The 18394-nt window shown below is 61.5% G+C and carries 19 protein-coding genes and 1 pseudogene; 7 read left to right on the forward strand and 13 right to left on the reverse strand.

Annotation, left to right across the window (positions count from 1 at the left end):
* Positions 1 to 28 precede the first annotated feature (28 nt).
* From ACN6PJ_RS17975 to ACN6PJ_RS17985, 3 genes are all read right to left on the reverse strand, one after another.
* Positions 29 to 487 carry a DUF494 family protein gene (locus ACN6PJ_RS17975; RefSeq protein WP_427997206.1) on the reverse strand — a complete coding sequence of 153 codons (459 nt, stop codon included), beginning with the start codon at positions 485 to 487 and terminating at the stop codon, positions 29 to 31.
* A gap of 251 nt (positions 488 to 738) precedes the next feature.
* A complete protein-coding gene (locus ACN6PJ_RS17980) occupies positions 739 to 2763 on the reverse strand; it encodes a TRAP transporter permease (protein WP_427997207.1) in 2025 nt (674 codons plus the stop codon).
* 215 nt (positions 2764 to 2978) lie between these two features.
* A complete protein-coding gene (locus tag ACN6PJ_RS17985; protein ID WP_427997208.1) occupies positions 2979 to 3941 on the reverse strand; it encodes a TAXI family TRAP transporter solute-binding subunit in 963 nt (320 codons plus the stop codon).
* Positions 3942 to 4194: 253 nt separating this feature from the next.
* Between ACN6PJ_RS17985 and ACN6PJ_RS17990 the strand changes: the two genes are divergently transcribed.
* Together ACN6PJ_RS17990 and ACN6PJ_RS17995 are read left to right on the forward strand one after the other, a co-directional pair.
* Positions 4195 to 5334, forward strand: a complete 1140-nt coding sequence (locus ACN6PJ_RS17990) for a DSD1 family PLP-dependent enzyme (protein WP_427997209.1) — start codon at positions 4195 to 4197, stop codon at positions 5332 to 5334.
* 6 nt (positions 5335 to 5340) lie between these two features.
* Entirely contained in the window at positions 5341 to 6477 is a 1137-nt protein-coding gene (locus ACN6PJ_RS17995) for a hypothetical protein (protein ID WP_427997210.1), read from the forward strand.
* A 200-nt stretch (positions 6478 to 6677) separates the two neighbouring features.
* On the opposite strand, the gene ACN6PJ_RS18000 is transcribed toward ACN6PJ_RS17995, so the two are convergent.
* From ACN6PJ_RS18000 to ACN6PJ_RS18010, 3 genes are all read right to left on the reverse strand, one after another.
* On the reverse strand, positions 6678 to 6806 hold the full coding sequence (locus ACN6PJ_RS18000) for an entericidin A/B family lipoprotein (RefSeq protein ID WP_043541255.1): 129 nt from the start codon (positions 6804 to 6806) through the stop codon (positions 6678 to 6680).
* Positions 6807 to 6861: 55 nt separating this feature from the next.
* The gene (locus ACN6PJ_RS18005) at positions 6862 to 7047 is read right to left on the reverse strand and encodes a CsbD family protein (RefSeq protein ID WP_427997211.1); all 186 of its coding nucleotides are present in this window, start codon (positions 7045 to 7047) and stop codon (positions 6862 to 6864) included.
* 122 nt (positions 7048 to 7169) lie between these two features.
* The gene (locus ACN6PJ_RS18010; RefSeq protein ID WP_427997212.1) at positions 7170 to 8684 is read right to left on the reverse strand and encodes a PAS domain S-box protein; all 1515 of its coding nucleotides are present in this window, start codon (positions 8682 to 8684) and stop codon (positions 7170 to 7172) included.
* Positions 8685 to 8839: 155 nt separating this feature from the next.
* Here ACN6PJ_RS18010 and ACN6PJ_RS18015 point away from each other — a divergent pair, with 155 nt between their 5' ends.
* Positions 8840 to 9091 carry a hypothetical protein gene (locus ACN6PJ_RS18015; protein WP_427997213.1) on the forward strand — a complete coding sequence of 84 codons (252 nt, stop codon included), beginning with the start codon at positions 8840 to 8842 and terminating at the stop codon, positions 9089 to 9091.
* A 72-nt stretch (positions 9092 to 9163) separates the two neighbouring features.
* Here ACN6PJ_RS18015 and ACN6PJ_RS18020 read toward each other — a convergent pair whose 3' ends face one another.
* A complete protein-coding gene (locus tag ACN6PJ_RS18020; RefSeq protein WP_427997214.1) occupies positions 9164 to 10129 on the reverse strand; it encodes a Bug family tripartite tricarboxylate transporter substrate binding protein in 966 nt (321 codons plus the stop codon).
* 212 nt (positions 10130 to 10341) lie between these two features.
* Between ACN6PJ_RS18020 and ACN6PJ_RS18025 the strand changes: the two genes are divergently transcribed.
* Positions 10342 to 11535: an acetylornithine transaminase gene (locus ACN6PJ_RS18025; protein ID WP_427997215.1), complete on the forward strand. Its 1194-nt coding sequence runs from the start codon at positions 10342 to 10344 to the stop codon at positions 11533 to 11535.
* A 111-nt stretch (positions 11536 to 11646) separates the two neighbouring features.
* On the opposite strand, the gene ACN6PJ_RS18030 is transcribed toward ACN6PJ_RS18025, so the two are convergent.
* Genes ACN6PJ_RS18030 through ACN6PJ_RS18040 form a run of 3 tightly spaced genes read right to left on the reverse strand, consistent with a single transcriptional unit; the run spans position 11647 to position 12291 of the window.
* Positions 11647 to 11817: a hypothetical protein gene (locus ACN6PJ_RS18030; RefSeq protein WP_427997216.1), complete on the reverse strand. Its 171-nt coding sequence runs from the start codon at positions 11815 to 11817 to the stop codon at positions 11647 to 11649.
* Positions 11789 to 12046 carry a FecR/PupR family sigma factor regulator gene (locus ACN6PJ_RS18035; RefSeq protein ID WP_427997217.1) on the reverse strand — a complete coding sequence of 86 codons (258 nt, stop codon included), beginning with the start codon at positions 12044 to 12046 and terminating at the stop codon, positions 11789 to 11791. The genes ACN6PJ_RS18030 and ACN6PJ_RS18035 overlap by 29 nt, the downstream gene beginning before the upstream one ends.
* Positions 12043 to 12291: a sigma factor-like helix-turn-helix DNA-binding protein gene (locus ACN6PJ_RS18040; protein ID WP_427997218.1), complete on the reverse strand. Its 249-nt coding sequence runs from the start codon at positions 12289 to 12291 to the stop codon at positions 12043 to 12045. Before ACN6PJ_RS18040 ends, ACN6PJ_RS18035 begins: the two co-directional genes overlap by 4 nt.
* Positions 12292 to 12531: 240 nt before the next feature.
* Here ACN6PJ_RS18040 and ACN6PJ_RS18045 point away from each other — a divergent pair.
* Positions 12532 to 13145 (forward strand): annotated as a pseudogene (locus tag ACN6PJ_RS18045) (ABC transporter ATP-binding protein).
* Positions 13146 to 13257: 112 nt separating this feature from the next.
* Here the strand turns inward: ACN6PJ_RS18045 and ACN6PJ_RS18050 are convergent.
* A complete protein-coding gene (locus tag ACN6PJ_RS18050) occupies positions 13258 to 13749 on the reverse strand; it encodes a hypothetical protein (protein WP_427997219.1) in 492 nt (163 codons plus the stop codon).
* A 326-nt stretch (positions 13750 to 14075) separates the two neighbouring features.
* On the opposite strand from ACN6PJ_RS18050, the gene ACN6PJ_RS18055 reads away from it, so the two are divergent.
* Positions 14076 to 14813, forward strand: coding sequence for a hypothetical protein (locus ACN6PJ_RS18055; protein ID WP_427997220.1), 738 nt, complete (start codon positions 14076 to 14078; stop codon positions 14811 to 14813).
* A gap of 186 nt (positions 14814 to 14999) precedes the next feature.
* On the opposite strand, the gene ACN6PJ_RS18060 is transcribed toward ACN6PJ_RS18055, so the two are convergent.
* Together ACN6PJ_RS18060 and ACN6PJ_RS18065 are read right to left on the reverse strand one after the other, a co-directional pair.
* On the reverse strand, positions 15000 to 16742 hold the full coding sequence (locus tag ACN6PJ_RS18060) for an AIPR family protein (RefSeq protein WP_427997221.1): 1743 nt from the start codon (positions 16740 to 16742) through the stop codon (positions 15000 to 15002).
* A gap of 296 nt (positions 16743 to 17038) precedes the next feature.
* Positions 17039 to 17425, reverse strand: a complete 387-nt coding sequence (locus ACN6PJ_RS18065; RefSeq protein ID WP_427997222.1) for a hypothetical protein — start codon at positions 17423 to 17425, stop codon at positions 17039 to 17041.
* Between the two features lie 403 nt (positions 17426 to 17828).
* On the opposite strand from ACN6PJ_RS18065, the gene ACN6PJ_RS18070 reads away from it, so the two are divergent.
* Entirely contained in the window at positions 17829 to 18302 is a 474-nt protein-coding gene (locus ACN6PJ_RS18070) for a GNAT family N-acetyltransferase (protein WP_149063629.1), read from the forward strand.
* Positions 18303 to 18394: the final 92 nt, after the last annotated feature.

Raw genomic sequence — 18394 nt, forward strand, 5'->3', positions numbered from 1 at the left:
GAGATTCGGGGGCGGCGGCGCGCCGCGCTCAATGGAGGCGGCGCACGCCTTCGTCGTCCAGCAGCTCTTCCAGGACCAGATTGTCGATCTCGGCTTCCTGGCTCCAGAGAACCATGAGGGCGATGATCTTGATCTTGGAAAGCGGCACGGGCGATTCCGACGCAGCCAGGCCACGGTCGATGACGATTTCGCGCAGCGGCGCGGGCAGCACGCCGGCGGACTCCAGGAAGGCGATGAAGCCGATGGATTCGGTGCCGAGCTGCTGATACTCGTTATCGGTGTAGATCCGGGTGCCGGTGGTGGGCGCCTGGGCGAGATCGACGCATCGTTCGGTGGTCTCGGCCAGGCCGTAAAGCCACCCGAGAGCGTCGTCGATGTCTTCGTGCTCGAACCCAGCGGCGGCAAGCCGCTTGGCCAGCACGTCGGCCGCAGGACAGGCTTGCGGCGTGTAGTAATTCTCGTACAGATAAACCAGGATATCGAACATATGGCGCAGTGTTGTGCCTGTTTGCACAGTCGGCCCGCATATCGGCAGACCAGCAAACATGAATTTTACTTTACGCCGTTTTATAGGGGCGGGCAACCGAGAGGCCGGGGAATGTTGTATGCCGTCACTCCGGGGCAACTTGGCCGCCATCGTCGGCCAATTGCCGGCAAAATGCATGGTTCAGAGAAAAAGGGGCGGACCCGGTTGGTCCGCCCCTTTTTACAATTCGCGGCCGGCGCGCGGCCCGGCCCTCAGGCGGCCTTCGGCGCGTTTTCGAGCTTGAGCTGAGCCAGCTGGCGCACGAACACCGGGACGCAGATGGCCAGCCCGATCAGGCCGCTGGTCAGCCCCGGCAGGATCGTGAGCAAGGCGCCGATGGTGCACAGCCAGCGCTCCCAGCCCTTCATGCCGACCAGCATGTAGCGCGAGAAGGCCGCCGACAGCAGCACCAGCCCGACCATGCAGCCGAACAGGGTCACGAAGAAGTCGTACCAGGTGAAGCCCTGGACCGAAATCAGCAGCGACGGCGAGAACACGAACACGAACGGCACGATGAGCTTGGTGATGCCCAGCCGGAACGCCGTGTTGCCGGTCTTGAACGGGTCGCTGCCCGCCATCCCGGCGGCCGCATAGGCCGCCAGCGCCACCGGAGGCGTGATGTCGGCCAGGATGCCGAAATAGAACACGAAGAAGTGCGCCGCGATCGGCTGCACGCCCAGCTGCACCAGCGTGGGCGCGGCCACGGCCACCATGATCAGGTAGTTCGCCGTGGTGGGAATGCCGCAACCCATCAGGATGCAGACGATGCCGGTCATGACGAGCGCCGCGATCAGCGTGAGCGTCTGCGTGTTGGCGATGACGTCGGGAATCACGGTGGCCGCGCCTCCTGCGATCGCCTGGGCCGCCGAAATCACGATGTACGAGATCTTGAAGCCCACGCCGGTCAGCGTGACCACGCCGATCACGATGCCCACCGTGCCTGCGGCCGCGCCCACGGCCAGCGCATACTTCGCGCCGGTCTCGAAGGCCTCGTACAGGTCGCGCAGGCGCAGGCGCTGGAACGGATTCAGCATGCCCACCACGATGCAGCCCGTGATGCCCGCGAACGCCGCCAGGTAGGGCGTGCGGCCGCTGGCCAGCACGCCGATCAGCAGCACCAGCGGGATCAGCGTGGGCCAGCGCATCTTGAACGACTGCTTCAGCTTGGGCATTTCCTCGTCGGTCAGGCCGCGCAGGCCTTCGCGCTTGGCCTCGAAGTGCACCTGCATGAACATGCCGAAGAAGTACAGGAAGGCCGGGAAAATGCCCGCGATCGCGATCTGCTGGTACGGGATGCCCAGGAATTCGATCATCAGGAAGGCGGCCGCGCCCATGATGGGCGGCGTGATCTGCCCGCCCGTGCTGCTGGCCGCCTCCACGCCCGCCGCGAAGTGCCGCGGATAGCCGATGCGGATCATGGCGGGGATCGTCAGCGAGCCCACCGTCACGGCGTTGGCCACCGAGGAACCGGAGAGCATCCCGAACATGGCGGAACCGAACACCGACACCTTGGCGGGGCCGCCGGCATAGCGCCCGGCGATGGTCGAGGCCACGTCCAGGAACAGCTGGCCCAGGCCGATGCGGGTGGCCAGCACGCCGAACAGCACGAAGTGGAAGACGTAGGTCGCCACCACGCCCACCGCCACGCCGTACACGCCCTGGCTGGTCAGGTACATGTGGTTGACGACCTGGGACCAGGTATTGCCCGCGTGCTGCAGCAGCCCCGGGAAGTAAGGCCCGAACATGGCGTAGGCCATGAAAACGATCGCGATGATGGGCAGCGGCCAGCCCATGGCGCGCCGCGTGGCCTCCAGCAGGCCGATCAGCAGGATCGAGCCCATGAACACGTCGATCGGCAGCGGGTTGCCGACGCGGAAGGCCAGGTCCTCGAAGATGTAGGGGATGTACAGCACCGACAGGGCCAGCGCGATGGCGATGATCCAGTCGTACAGCGGAATGCCGCCCGGCGCATACCAGGTGGATTTGGGTTCGCGGTTGTAATGCGCCTTCGAAAAGCCGAAGACGAGGAAGATGAGGCTGAGCACGAACGCCAGGTGCACGCCGCGGTGCGTGGCTTCGCGCAGCAGGCCGAAACCGGCCGTGTAGTAGTGGAAGATCGAAAGCGTTACCAGCAGGCCGGAGACGATCCAGGTGGCCGTCTTGTCCAGCGGCCGGAAGCGGATTTCCGAGTCGTACTTCTCCGCCAGCTGCTGGGTTTTTTGGTGATCAATTTCCATCGCAGTAATTCTCTGGGTGATTCAGCAAGCAGGGCCGCTCGTGGCGGCCCTACTCAAGCGCGGCGCGTCGCTCCGCGGACATACAGACTTCAATCTGGCCGCGCGGCACACTCGCCGCATAATCCCGCCGCCGCCCCATCGGGGCCGCGTGGATCCGGCTCCGCCGGTCCACTGCGGCGCCCCTGGGGGAAGCGCCAAAGGCGCTCGGGGGGGACCTACTTCAGCAGGCCGATTTCCTTGTAGAACTTCTCGGCGCCCGGGTGGAACGGGATGCCGGCGCCCTTGATCGCGTTGTCGCGGGTGATGAGCTTGCCCTTGGCGTGGCCGTTGTCCAACGTCTTGCGCGTGGCGTCGCTGTACAGGGCCTTGGTGACGTCGTACACGACCTGTTCCGGCAGCTTGGCCGACGTGACCATCTGGGCGTTGACCGAGATCGTCTTCACTTCACCCACGTTCTGGTAGGTGTTGGCGGCGATGGTGTCGGGCGTGAAGAACTCCTGCTTGGCGCGCAGCGCGTCGATTTCGGGGCCGACCAGCGGCACGATCTCGATGCCGGCGCCGCTGGACGCCAGTTCCGCGATCGCGCCGGCGGGGGCGCCGCCCACGAAGAAGAACGCGTCCAGCCCGCCGTCCTTGAGCTTGTCGCCGGCCTGGTTGGGCTTGAGGTATTCGGCCTTGATGTCCTTGTCGGTCATGCCGTAGGCGCCCAGGATCAGGCGCACGTCGACCAGCGTGCCGGAGCCCGGCTCGTCCATCGAGACGCGCTTGCCTTTCAGGTCGGCCACGCTCTTGATGCCGGCGCCCTTGCGCGCCACCAGGTGGATGCTTTCCGGGTACAGCGTCGAGATCAGGCGCAGGTCCTGCGCCTTGGGCTTGCCTTCGAAGGTGCCGGTGCCGCTGTAGGCCCAGTAGGCCACGTCGGATTGCGTGAAGCCCGCTTCGAACGAACCGCCCAGGATGCCGTTGATATTGGCCACCGACCCGTTGGAGGCGACCGCCGTGGCGACCAGCTTGCCGGGCTGGGACACCGCGTTGGCGATGATGCCGCCGATGGGGTAGTAGGTACCGGCGGTGCCGCCGGTCCCGATGCGGAAGAATTGCTGCGCTTGCGCGGTGCCGGCGGCGCCGACCGCGGCGACGGCCAGGGTCAGGGTGGTGATCCAGTGCTTCAGTTTCATGCGGGCTTCTCCGTGATTTTGCTGACGGTTGAATATTGTTCGTTTTTGCCGCCGGGTCTTGCGCCCGGCGGCAAAAAACGCGCCTCCCCTCGGGGGCTTTCTTTATGATGAAATTCTGTCATGCCGACCTCTTGTAGCCAATGCTTACCGGGCTATCGTTTACCAGGGGGTCGCATGCCCTTTAGGTTATGACCCGCCCAGGTTTGGTTATGGCGCGGTTACATCCACGCGTGCAAATAACGGAGTATTTCCGATGTCCCAGGAAGTCATACGCGGCATAGCGCTGCCCCCGGCGGCCCAGCCGGGCGATCCCCTGGCCCGGGTCGACACGCCCAGCCTGGCGCTGGACCTGACGGCTTTCGAGGCGAACCTGCGCACGATGCAGGCCTGGGCCGATCGGCACGACGTGGCCTTGCGGCCCCACGCCAAGGCGCACAAATGCCCCGAGATCGCCCTGCGCCAGCTGGCTTTGGGCGCGCGCGGCATCTGCTGCCAGAAGGTCAGCGAGGCGCTGCCCTTCGTGGCCGCCGGTATCCGCGACATCCACATCAGCAACGAGGTCGTCGGCTCGGCCAAGCTGGCGCTGCTGGGCCAGCTGGCGCGCGCCGCCAAGATGAGCGTCTGCGTGGACAACGCGGAAAACCTGGCGCAGCTGTCCGCCGCCATGACCCAGGCCGGCGCCGAGATCGACGTGCTGGTGGAGGTGGACGTCGGCCAGGGCCGCTGCGGCGTGTCGGACGGCGCCACGGTGCTGGCGCTGGCGCAGCAGGCCCGCGCATTGCCGGGTGTGCATTTCGCCGGGCTGCAGGCCTACCACGGCTCGGTGCAGCACTTCCGCGCGCGCGAGGAGCGCGCCAGCGTCTGCCGCCAGGCCGCTGGCATCGCCGTGTCCTATGCGCAGCTGCTGCGCGAAAGCGGCATCGCCTGCGACACCATCACGGGGGGCGGCACGGGCAGCGCGGAATTCGACGCGGCCAGCGGGGTCTACACGGAACTGCAGGCGGGCTCCTACGCCTTCATGGACGGCGACTACGGCGCCAATGAATGGAGCGGCCCGCTGGCCTTCCAGAACAGCCTGTTCCTGCTGTCCACCGTGATGAGCGCGCCCGCGCCCGGCCGGGTGGTGCTGGATGCCGGCCTGAAGTCGGCTTCCGCCGAATGCGGCCCGCCCGCCGTCCATGGCGAATCGGGCCTGACCTGCACCGCCATCAACGACGAGCACAGCGTGGTCCGCGTGGAACCCGGCGCCACGCCGCCCGCGCTGGGCAGCGTGCTGCGCCTGGTGCCCGCGCACGTGGATCCCACCTTCAACCTGCACGATGGCCTGGTGGTGTTCAAGGACGGCGTGGTGCAGGACATCTGGGAGATTTCCGCGCGCGGCTTTTCCCGCTGAGCCGTGATGCAGCAGCCCGTATCCTTCGATTGGAAGATTCTCCTGCCCGACGTGCTGGACACGCTCAGGCAAATCTATTCGACCCGCCACCCGGCGCTTGCGTCCGCGCGCCTGGACCTGCTTCGTTCCGTCATGCGCGACGACCGCGCCGATGACTTCCTGCCCGCGCTGGGCCAGGAACTGGAGGCGTTGGGGCTGGCGCTCATCGAGCAGCGCGAAGAGGACGACGCGATCCGTCTGCTGATCGTGCCGCAGGCCCAGGCGGACGGCCTCAAGACGCAAATACAGGCGCAGGGCTGGGAAGCCGTCGCGCATCGGCAGGAAGGCGCCGCGGCTGGCGCCCAGGCGGCCCTGCCCAAGCCGGCCTCGGGTCCGCTGTGCGGCCCCGGGGATTACCTGGACATGCCCTACGCGGTAGCGGTGGCTCCGGGATGGGCCTGCGCCGTCATGACGGACTGGGATGCCCCGACGCTCACCGACCTGCGTGCATGGCCGGCATTGCGCGCGATCGCCGGCAAGTTTTCCGCGCGGCGTGGCCTGCTCGCCTCCTGCGTCAGCCCCGACGGCGTGCATGCCTGGATCGAGCAGGGCCCGGACGGACTGTCCAGCACGCCCTATGCGCGGCTGCTGCATTCCGATCAGGTCGAGCTGCCCCCTTCAAACCGGCCCGGCGTGCCCCTGCCGCCGCGCGCCGCGCAAGTGCAACGCCGGACGCCGGAATTCAGCCTGGGGTTCGCGGGCGACGATCTGCTGCTGGTGGACCGTGGCATGGTCTTTCTTTATCCGGGCTACGCGAGGCAGGCGGAGGACGTCGCTGCGGAGCCGTCGCTGCTGTACACCGCGCCCCCGCAACGCCGTCCCGTCAGTGACAGGTCCGCCGTCATTCCTACGCCGGGCGGCCGTACCTGCGTGCTGTGCCGCGGCCAACTGCTGGAGTGTCGCGGGCCTGGAGGCCGGCGCCGTTCACCAACACGAGGTGGGGCATCTGCCTGCCGGCGGCATGACGCTGCAAGCGCTGCCGGGCGGCTGGTTGTTGCTGGGCCACTGGCATGCGCCGCATCGCAGCATGGATCTGGGCCAGCTCTGGCATCCGGCGTCGGGCCAGGTGCTTCGAATCCGCCACGGCGCGCTCGATCTGGATAGCGGGATACAACGGTGGATCAGCCTACCGGGCGGCGAGGCCGTGGCGGGCGGCCAGACGCGGTACGCGCGGCTCGGCCGCTTCGATGCCCTGCTGGGCCGCCTGGACGCAAAAGCGCAATAGGACGCGACGCGCAATAAACGCAAAAAGGCCGGCGCGCGATCCGCGCGCCAGCCGTTCCAGCAGGTTGCCGATGCAGGACCTACTGGGCTTTCTGCTGGATCTTCTCTCCGCCGCGTTCAATGTCCTTGCCGGCGCCTTCCATCGTGTTGCAGCCGGCCGAGATGGCGGTTATTGCCAGCATCAGCGCAAGCCAGAGTCGATGAATCATTTTTTTCTCCTTTCGGCGTTCATGGGCTAGCGGGCCATGCCGATGGGCAGCCGCGCTATTTCTTGCTCAGCAAGTCGCGTGCCTGATCCTTGGCCTCGCCCACGTTGCGCTGCACCTTGCCCACGGTTTTCTCCGCCTTGCCCTCGGCTTGCGTCTGGCGGCTGCCCGTCAGCTTGCCGGCCGTTTCCTTGAGCGTGCCTTTGACTTCCTTCGCAGCGCCCTTGATGCGGTCGTTATCCATGTTTCGCTCCTCGTTGCAGGTTGCGTGAAACCGCGCCGGGGCTCCGGCGGCGGACGCAACCACTATAGAAAGCGCATGGCGCGCGCGTAAGAAGCGCGCACATCAGGACGGCTGGTACTTTTCTACCGCTTGCGGACCGGCTTCTGCGCCCGCTTGCGCGCCGGCTTCTCATAGCCCACGATGCCGCGCTGCCGCGCCCAGATGATGGCGGCGCTGCGCCTGTGCACGTCGAGCTTGCTGTACAGCGCGGCCACGTGGTTGCGCACGGTGTTGCGCGACAGGCGCAGGCCGGACGCGATCTCGGTATCCGTATGGCCCTGGCACATCAGGCCCAGGATCTCGCGTTCGCGCGGCGTCAGGTCGGCGAGTTCGGCCTGCCCCTGCGGCATGCCCCGAGGCGCGCGGATCTGCGCCAGTTTTTCAATGACACTGCGGCTGAACCACGACGTGTCCTGCATGACCGTTTCGATCGCTTCCATCAGCTCGACCTCGCTGCGCTTGCGCTCGGTGATGTCCTGGATCGCCGCCAGCACGCAGGGCTGGTCCTGGATGGACACCGGCGCGGCCGATACCAGGCAGTCCAGGAGCGCGCCGTCGCGCGTGCGCAGCGCCATTTCCTGGCCATGCACGCCGGCGCCCTGCTCCAGCGAGGCCATGGCGCGGTCATAGGCTTGCGGGTCTATCCACAGCTGCGCCAGCGCGTCCTCGTCGCGGGCCAGCGTCTCGGCGTCATAGCCCGTCGTGGCGACGAAGGCGTCGTTGACCTCCAGCAGCCTGCCTTCCGTGGTGCTGAGCGTCATGGGCACGGGCGCCAGCCGGAACGCCGTGGCAAAGCGCCGCTCGCTGTCGCGCAGCGCCGTCTCGGCCTTGCGGCGCGGCTCCAGGTCGTTGAAGGTGAACAGCATGCCGGGCTGGTCCGCCACTTCGATGGGCTGGCCGGCCACCACCACCAGTTTGGCGCCGCCGTCCTGCACCGCGATGATGGTCTCCGTCTGCGGAATCGTCGCCCCTTCCGCCAGCCGGCGCAGCGCCTCTTCGCGTTGCGGCGTGTCGCCCAGCACGTCCAACTGGCGCAGCGTCTTGCCCAGCACCTGCTCGCGGGTGTAGCCGGTCATGGCCAGAAAGCCGTCATTGACCTTGATGTGGCGCAGGTCCGCCAGCGAGCTGATCACGGCCGGCGCGGGATTGGCGCTGAAGGTGCGCTCGAAGCGTTCCTCCGCGCTGTACTGCTCGGTCACGTCCAGCAGCACCAGCACCATGCCTTCGGCCGCGCCCTGCGCATCGCGCAGCACCAGGTTGCGCACCTGCAGCATGCGGCTGAATTCCGGATCGCGCCGGCTGCTCACTTCCACCACCACGTCCTTGTAGGCCTCGCCCGCCAGGGCCCGGTCCAGCGGATACTGCGCCGCGCGCAATGCGCGGCGCTTGCGGTCGCGCAGCGAGAACGCCTTGCGGTAGCCGGCGGCGGTGCCGCCCAATGCGGCCAGGTCCTTCACGCCGTGCATGGCCAGCGCGGTGTCATTGGCCCAGACGATGCGGCGGTCCTGGTCCAGCAGGAGGATGCCCTCGATCAAGCCGTCGATGATTTCCAGCAGATGGCGGCGTTCCGTCGTGAACGCCGTGGCGGTCTTCTTCATTCCGGCTCCTGGTTGGGCAAGAGATAAGAAGAAAGTACTAGATAAAGCCGTCCCGCGTGATCTGGGCGTGCGCGGGCATGGCTTTTATCGTGGGCTTGCACGATACGCGTGCCGGTGCGCGTGTAGCGGTTGCATGAATCCTTCAGGAGACATCCATGAACACGAATCAGAAGCCTGGCGATCCCGCCATTGCACCGGGTACCGACCCGTCGCCGCGGCCCGGACAGGAGCCGGGGGATGCGCCCGAAAAGCAGGCCCCCGGCCAGCTGCCGGGCCAGCCCGGACCGGACGACACCGGGTCCGGACGCACGCCGCCCGACGTGCCCGGCAACCCGGGCCAGCCTGGAGAGAGGCCCAGGCAACCCGGCGAGCCCGGACGCCCGGACCAGCCGGGCGGTCCCGCCTGAAGCGCGCGCCGGCCGCGCTGGTCCGCTTACGTCAAACCGTCCCTGCGCCTGCGGGGCGGTTTCAGGCAAGCATCAGTCGACCTGGGCGCCCGACTGCTTCACCGCCTTGCCCCACTTCTCGACTTCGCCGGCGATGAACGCGCCGGTGGCCTGCGGCGTCAGCGGCATGGGCTCGGCGCCGCGGTCGCGGAAGAACTTCTGCATTTCCGGGGCGTTCAGCACCTGGCCGATCTGCTGGCTCAGGTAGCCCGTCACCTCGGGCGGCGTGCCGGCCGGCGCCAGCACCGAAGCCCAGCCGATGGCCTCGAAACCCGGATAGCCGGATTCGGCCACCGTCGGCACGTCCGGCAGTTGCGGCAGGCGCTTGGCCGTGGTCACCGCCAGCGCCACCGCCTTCTTGCTCTGCACGTGCGGCAGGCTCGCCGTCACCGAATCCACCATCAGCGGAACCTGATGCCCCAGGAAATCCGCCTGCGCCGGGCCGCTGCCCTTGTACGGAATATGGCGGATATCGATATTGGCCGCTGCCTTGAACATCTCGGCCGACAGATGCTGCGTGCCGCCGATCCCGGCGCTGGCGTAGGCCAGCTCGCCCGGATTGGCGCGCGCCTGGTCCACCAGCTGCTTCAACGAGGTAATGCCCGAGGCCGGCGTCGCCAGGAACATCAGCGGCACCGAAAACACCCCCGACACCGGCGCGAAATCCTTGGTCAGGCTGTAGTTGATGGTCTTGTACAGCGTCTGGTTCACCGCCGCGGCGGAGCCCGCGATCACCAGCGTGTAGCCGTCCGGCGTCGCGCGCGCGGCCTGCTCCATGCCGATATTGCTGCCGGCGCCGGCGCGGTTCTCCACCACGATCGGCTGCTTGACCGCCGCGCCCAGCTTCTCGGCCAGCGCGCGGGCGAAGATATCGGTGGCCTGCCCCGGCGGGAACGGCACGATCAGGCGGATGGGGCGCTCGGGGTAGGCGGCCTGGGCGGTCGCCGCCGCTGCGGTCAGGGCCAGGCCGGCGGCCAGACTGGAAAGAATACGTTTCATGATTGGTCAGTAAAAAGCGACAAAGGGCTGCGCGCGGGGAATGCGCCTGTTGCATAAAATAGAACGCCCCGCGCTGGCAGCCCTCTTGAGGCGGCCGAGGGGCGGATCGGCAGGGGTTCGTCACGATAGCATTCCCCCGCCGGTGCTAAATTCGCGTTTTAGCGTTTCCCACCCTTTTTCAACCCCTGTTCTCTCATTCCGCAGGAACCGCCATGGAATTCAGCCAGTTCAACGTCAACACCCTCATGGAGATCACCTCCCGCCCGGACCTCGTGTTCGTGCGAGGCCAGGGATCCTGGCTGGAGGATCACGCGGGCAAGCGATACCTGGACTTCGTCCAGGGCTGGGCCGTCAACACCCTGGGCCACTGCGCCCCGGAAATGCAGAAGGCCCTGCTGGACCAGTCCAAGCTGCTGATGAACCCGTCGCCGGCGTTCTACAACCTGCCCTCCATCGAACTGGCCACCCGCCTGACCAGCGCCTCGGTGTTCGACCGCGTCTTCTTCGCCAACAGCGGCGGCGAAGCCAACGAAGGCGCCATCAAGCTGGCGCGCAAATGGGGCCAGGTCAACAAGAAGGGCGCCTACAAGATCATCACCATGAACCACGGCTTCCACGGCCGCACCCTGGCAACCATGTCCGCCTCCGGCAAGCCGGGCTGGGACAAGATGTTCGCGCCCCAGGTGGAAGGTTTCCCGAAGGCCGAGATCAATGATCTGGAATCGGTGCGCAAGCTGATCGACGACCAGACCGTCGCCATCATGCTCGAACCCGTCCAGGGCGAAGCCGGCGTCATTCCCGCCACCAAGGAATTCATGCAGGGCCTGCGCAAGCTGGCGGATGAGCATAAGCTGCTGTTCATTGTGGATGAAGTGCAGACGGGGATGGGCCGCACCGGCACCCTGTTCGCCTACCAGCAATCCGACGTGGTGCCGGACATCATGACGCTGGCCAAGGGGATTGGCGGTGGGGTGCCGCTGGCTGCGTTGCTGGCGCGTCAGGAAGTCTGCGTGTTCTCGCATGGGGACCAGGGCGGCACGTATAACGGGAATCCGTTGATGGCGGCTGTCGGCGTGGCGGTGTTCGATGCCCTGGCTGCGCCGGGGTTCATGGAAGCGGTCAATGCCCGTGCAAAGCAATTGTCCGAGGGCCTGCTGGCTCTGTCGGCCAAGTACGGCATGAAGGGCGAGCGCGGGATGGGCTTGCTGCGTGCGCTGGTGATGGATCGCGATGATGGTCCGGCGATCGTCGAAGCCGCGCGGAATCTGGCGCCGAATGGCCTGCTGCTGAATGCGCCGCGGGGGAATCTGCTGCGGTTTATGCCGGCGTTGAATGTGACGGCTGAGGAAATTGAGACGATGCTGACGCAGCTGGATGGGTTGATTGCGCAGGTGCGTAAGGCCTGATTCAAGCTTTCGGGCAGTCATGCACAAAGGCCGCAGTCATTGCGGCCTTTGTGCATTTCGGCCAAGCGCCAGCGCTGGCGCGGCCGTCCCGCTAGAACTTGTGGGACAGCGTCAGCATGAAGTTGCGGGGAGCTGGCGCTGGTGCTCGTAGGCCTTCTTGAAGGTGTTCGAATCCTGATAGGCCACCACGCCCCGGGCGCGCAAGGTGCCGGCCTCGTTCAGCGGGCCCGAGCCGTCGACTTCGCCCCGGTAGTTATCCCAACTGCCGGCGCTGGCCGTCACCGAGAAGCGAACGCCGCAGCGCATCGCCATCGGCCAGCAGCCCCGGCCGCAGCGCGTGCAGCGTGCCGTTCAGCGCCGCGTTCAGCCGCTGCCACGCCGCGCCATGGCTCGGGCTCTCCGCCAGCCACCGGTCAAACGCCGCGCGGTCCGCATCGCTGGCCTGCCCACTGGACAAACAGACCTGCCATTCAATCGCCGCCTCGCGGGTGCGCGCATCCAAGGCCGTCATACCCCAAACACCTCGCAGCAACGGCGCAAGGCCTGCACGATGTACTTGCGCACCATGGTCGGCGACACCTTCAGCCGCGCCGCAATCTCCACATGAGTCAGGCCGTCGAGCTGGCTATACAGAAACGCCATCCTGGCCTTGGCAGACAGCCCGTCCAGCGCCTTATCCAGCGCCTGCAAGGCCTGCAGCGTCTGCACCCGTTCCTCGGCCGACGGCTCCAGCGGCTTCGGCTGCAAGCGCAACATCTCCAGCCAGGCCTGCTCCAGCTCCCGCCGCCGTCACATCCTCCGCGTCCTCGCGGTTGCGCAACCCATTGCGCAGCCGCCGCTCCAGCCACGGGTGGTCGTTCTTATAAATGGTGGAAAACCGGCTATCGCGTGTCGAGTCCACGGCCTGCGCTATGAATGAATAGGAATCGTTATCAATTATGGCATAGCGCGCGCCGCCGCTTCTAGTCCCCCCTGATCCTGCGTAAACTCCCCGCCATGCTACGACTCGACAATCTCAGCAAACGCTACGGCGACTACCTCGTCTTCCAGGGCCTCACCCATCGCTTCACGCCCGGGTGCGTGGCGCTATGCGAAGAAGACAGCACCGGCAATCCACCCTCCTGAACCTCATCGCCGGCGCCATCGCGCCCGATAGTGGAGACATCTGGATAGACGGCCATTCCCTGACGCACGCGCCCCAACAAGCCCAGGCCGGCCTAGCCTACGTGCCCGACAACTGCCTCGCATTTCCCACACAGACGGGGCGCGGGCTGCTGGAACAGGTCGCGGCGGAAAAGAATGTGGCGCTGGATGAGGCCACGCTGGAGCTGGCCTATGACCTGGCGCGGGAACCGCATCTGGACAAGCGCTTTGAACAGATGTCGACCGGCACGCGGCGCAAGGTGTTCGTGACGGCGGCGGCCTTGGGCGATCCGGCGGTGGTGATCGCGGATGGGCCTAGCAATGGGTTCGATGCGCGCGGGCGGGCGGTGTTGGCGGAGCTATTTAAGGCTTGGGGGAAGGATCGGGTGGTGTTGTTTGCGAGTCATGATGGGGAGTTGGTGGAGGGGTGTGGGGCGGTGGGGATCAGTATTGCCGCGCTGCGATAGTGGAAATATTGAGGTTACGCGTTGAACGGCCATGTCTGAATGTCGGACGGTCGGAGTCTGACATCTATTTTCGTAGCGTCAATGAGATCAATGGGGCGTCGATTAAATAGGATTATCTGGCTCCGGCGTGAATGACTTCCAAAGACAGACCGTAGAACGAATCTGTTTTGAATTCATCATTCCAAACGTCTTTGAAGGGGTGTCTTTTTAAATACCACGCCATTCCACGACACCATGAGCGCCAGACTTTTCGCGGAATATACCCCTGTTGATAAAATAAGTACTCCTCCGCGCACAAGTTAAAGTAATCCACTATGATGCTACGATCTTCAGGTAAGAGATTCTGCTTATTTAGAAGCGAAAAAAGCGACCCATTTATCTTGTCATAGCGGGCATTGAATCCGATGAATAGCTGATGAAACAGTGCTGTTTCAGCAAGTTTCTGCTGTTGTGCAAAATAGCAAAATCCTAATGCACCCGCGAGCACCGTGCCTATAAGTCCTATTCTATCGTCGCCGCCAAAATAGAGGCAAACCGTGACGGCTGCACCTCCGAGAAGCATGGCGATCCACCAATAATTCCGAAAAATGAAGTGCCGATTCATTTCTTGTGCTCAATGTCAAAATTTACGTAATTAATGTAGATGTGTAATGATGGAATATTAAATTGCCTAGCGTTGCGGATTCAGAATTTTCTCGGAATCAGCTTCATGCTCACCGAGAAGGTGCGTCAGATTATCTAAATAAATTTATCGATACGCCACCTAGCTGTTGTTAATCTGGGTCTTAAAAAAGTCAGACTACGATTTCCGCCGCTTGTGCCGCGAGATTGTTGTCTGGAATTTTTCCGCTGATCGGATCCGCCCCTGGGTGGCGACGTTGGCCGTGCCGGGCGTTCAGGCTGACGCCGCCCGCGAGCCGAGAGGAGTTGGTGGACGAGGTGTGGGGCGCGGCTAATCGATGTGGTGCACCAGCCTTCGAAATTTCACATTTCGTCAGTCACCCGAGTGGTTTTTCAATGATTAATTTCGATCTCTCACTTCTAACCGACGATGTCGCGGACCAATACGTATGGGACTGGATGGACGTTCGTGCCGAACCGTTGTCTGCAGAAGATTATCTTTCATTTGCGGAGAATGACCTGCGTGACGGTAGGGCTGCACGGCATCTAGTCAACGCTCTATCTAATGTCAAGAAAGCGCTTCATATACGACTGGAAGATATATGCCTAGGATTTGGTGCGCGCGATTTGGGTAAGCTAAGAAATTTTCCGACACTAATTAATTATGCGCGTGAATGTGGTCTCGTGGCTCCTAGAGTGCTGGACCGCTTAAATGCAATGCGTAACGCAGTTGAGCACGACTACATACTTCCTACAGAGTCTGATATAGACACGTTTCTTGATGTGACTCATTTGTTCTTGGCTGCAACCGATCGCTGGGTTTCAAGACGACCTTGCGAGGTTGGGTGTGAAAGTGTTTTGGTTGTACATGACTCACTAAATTTTGAATTGTATAAGCTGGATTTTGACTGGTCCCAAGGTGTTGCCGTCTTACATTTTAGAGAATGTGAAGCGCGTGGCGTTGCACCACAGAAGAACATAGAATATAGATCTCCCTCTGCTGAATTTTTCTCATGTGTGAGATTCGCGCTTCGCAATTCAGATTAGAAAATGGGATGGTACTTAGTTGACCCGGATTGCTCGGATTGTTTGGTTAAGACGCGGCAGCCCCGACGTGCTAAAGACGATTAAAAATGTGCACTTAACCCGCAGGTGGAGAAAGAATGATCTCGTAAAGAAATGGTGTCAGGCTACCAATTAGCAGATGAGAATTGTGGTCCGACACCTATTTTATTAGGCCGTATTCGTCGCTCGCTTTTTTCTTTTCGGTTTTAGCTTCTTATTTGCAAGGTCTCTAATCGCATCGGTAAAAGTTTCGGTACGAAGCGGAGCCAAATCAATGTCGAAAGCAGACGCGGCCAACACCGTATCTGCAGCGCGCGCAAACATTTTCTCTGATTCTGCTGCGTCCCACAATCGTTCGATTACGGGCCGACATTGTCGCTCTATCTCATGAGAATTCATCCGCGGCAAGGGCGAGGGCATTTCGAGAATTCGGAGAGCCAAGAGAATTTCATAACGTGCGGCCCGATAGGTCCCATCTAGAAATTGGTTTCTGAAAAGATATTCCAAACGATAGGCGGCCAATGCCGATAAGTAATATGGTTCGAGTTTGTGGTGCGGCGCGAACAAATCTGCGCCAACTCGATCAAGGATTCGGCGATAACTGCGGGTAACGCGATGAGGCTCTTCTAGAAACATCGCTGCAAAGGCACGAATTAGGGCGCCGGGAGTGATAATGCGCGTTTTCTCTATGCCGCCCGAACTATTGTATTGACGTGAGCGGCGTTCGTAGTAGAGACGCTGTGCTTCGTCGAAGGCGGAAAAATATGTTTCCAGTTTCTTTTGAAAATCAGATAGTGCTAGTAGCTGCTCTTCACGCACCTCGGTTTGCCGATTTGTCGCCTTTACGATTGAGGCGATTACGTCTTCGTCGCGCGTGGCTATAAGCCGAAGCGGGATCATGACACTGTCGTCCAGGACATCTCGCTGATCATGAAGAACGTGACTTGTTTGACATCCGTTGACGATTTGATAGTCTTCGATGTAGAACTTGTTGGCCGTCGTTCGTAGCGTCTTTGCTATCACTGTGACTCCGTTGTTCATCAGCGCGAAGCGTGACCGATTGCTCTTTGATGAGAGTGTTTCGCGCATTTCCGAGTTGACAGCGTTGAAGTCTTGCCAGTCGCGAACGTTGTCGTAGAATATTCCTTTCAGAATTTCCCCTGTTTCGTCTTGAACTAACTTCAGGAATTCAGGCGCTGCTAAGAGCCCTACATAAGATTCAGTGACGCCATCTATTGTTGGTACAACCGCCTTCAGAGCAAAATCAAACTCTCGAGAAACGGAATTCTTGCTTTCTCGGTGGAGTCGTTGAATGCCCTCTGCATCGATAGGTACAAACTCGACATTCTTAAATATTCGAAGATTAAGTAAGTCATCTACTGCCGATTTTCGCCGCGCCTCTAGGGCTGCGTCACCGGCCCATACGCCTGTTGTGACGTAGTAGAGCCGGCACGTCGGATTGCCCCTTCTGAATTTACTGCTGTGCTCGTAGATCGCAGTCATCACCTGAGCGAGTTCTTCTACGTCTTTATTTCGTGGTAGTGCATTCTCATCCTTGAAGAAGTCGTTCACGCCAAAAGAAAATTGACCAATCTTGGCGGTGTCGAATGAGGCCGACCTCTCGGCTTGTACGAAGATAAATGTGACGTCGAGGTATCCATTTCGTTCGACGAACTCATTGATAGCCGCGACATCGTCGACAAGAGCCCCATTAACCACGATGGCGATTGCGTCAATGCCGGTGTCCGAGCCGGCACCAACTACTACATCATTTGTGTCGAGAGTTTCCCCGAGTGACCTGCCTACTGTCAAAAATGCGGCAAAGTGCTCGAATTGTTTATCTTCGGCTAGGCGGCCAAGGTTGTGCTCATTGACGAATTCATTGAGTAGCGACTTTGTAATCTTATCCATGGCATTTGTGCATTGAAGGAATATCGACTGTGCAAGCATCCACCTCAAAAGATGCTTCCACAACGTAGGATTCTTGCCTGCTGTGCTTCAAGAATTGTGGCTGTAATGACAGGCCATACTGATGATACCGCCTTTCACTTATAGTTACAAACAGTCTGATAATTGTGATTTATTCATTTCCCTTACGCGATTCTTATGAGAATAAAGGTGCCAGACTGCAACTTCAATGACCACATTATGAAAAATGGTAGTCTGCACTTTATTATTGCGGGTGCAAGGTGTCAGACTGCAATTTCTCAATTCTTAGGGAGATTCCGCAGGGTTCGTCGGAACCACTCATACATGACCGCCATCGCTAGCTTTGCATCCGACTCGAGAATAGCGGTTGGATGTGCTTTGGCAGCCAAGAACCTTGTGCCGAAAGAGTGAGGATGGCCATTGGCCTTGCGATGTGTAAACGGATTGCGCAGTTCCCTGACGCGGTCAGTGTCATCAAGCAGGTTGCTAGGCAGCGACAAGTGCAGGCGCGCCGACTTTATCATTCGCTCAAAATTTCGCCGTTCTTGCTCGGGCGCGACGCCTTCGAGCTCCTCGCTGAGTGTTTGTTCTATGACGGAAGTTGCAAGTAGTATTGCTCCGACAAAGTGACCCGAAACGAAACACTGCTTTGCTTCTTCCATCATGTGAAGGACTGCCATATCACCCATCACGGCGCCAGGATGCGATATATGCTGAGCTAGCCATTCAATTCGATCCGCTCTAGCGCTTCGGGAAGACTGATCTGCTCGGGAGATCGCATCAATTATATTTTCGCGAGTAGCAGATATTGCCATCGGTCTTCCTAGCACGTGAGTTAAAAGAGGCAGCAGAGCGACGCCAGGTTGAATATATCTCAGAGCATTGGCCGCATTTTTCTGCCCGGTTATAGGACTTCTCTAGCACGCCAGACTGGGGATGCACACGGGCCCGGTGCGTTTCTCGGAGATGGACATCGGCCATAGACCGATTTCGGCCAGAAGCAGACACTTCTTGCCCCGTAAGGATGTTAAAACGCATAACTTTTAATTGCTGTTTTATGAGGAATCGATGGAAATTAGACGGTTCAGGACTGGGGACGAGGGCGCGTTATTTCAGGTCTTTCTATCGGCTGTACATGACATCGCATCACGTGACTACACAGCCGCACAAATAGAGGCTTGGGCACCGACAGACATTGCCCCAGAAGAGTGGGCTAGCCGCATGAGGGATTTACGACCATTTGTCGTTGAAGTCGAAGGTGAAATTGCTGGATATGCTGACATTCAGCCCAACGGATACATCGATCATTTCTTTGTGTCGGGGGCCTATCCGCGACAAGGCGTCGGCACCTTGCTAATGAGTCGTATCCATGACGAAGCCAAGCTACTGGGGATTAGCGAGCTCACGGCGGATGTGAGCAAGACCGCTGAGCCATTCTTTTTGCACTGCGGTTTTCAAGTGGTGGAGCGAGGATTTCCTATTCTGCGGGGCGTGACACTGCAAAATGCACTGATGCGAAAAAACTTACACCACAGGACATGACTCACTAGTCCACTCTGGGTCGGGAACGATCATCGACCCGACCCGACCGCCCCTCCTTACTGCTCCCCTTCCCCCGTCACTCCCATTACTTC

The organism is Achromobacter sp., from assembly GCF_050285585.1.
Classification (GTDB): domain Bacteria; phylum Pseudomonadota; class Gammaproteobacteria; order Burkholderiales; family Burkholderiaceae_B; genus Achromobacter.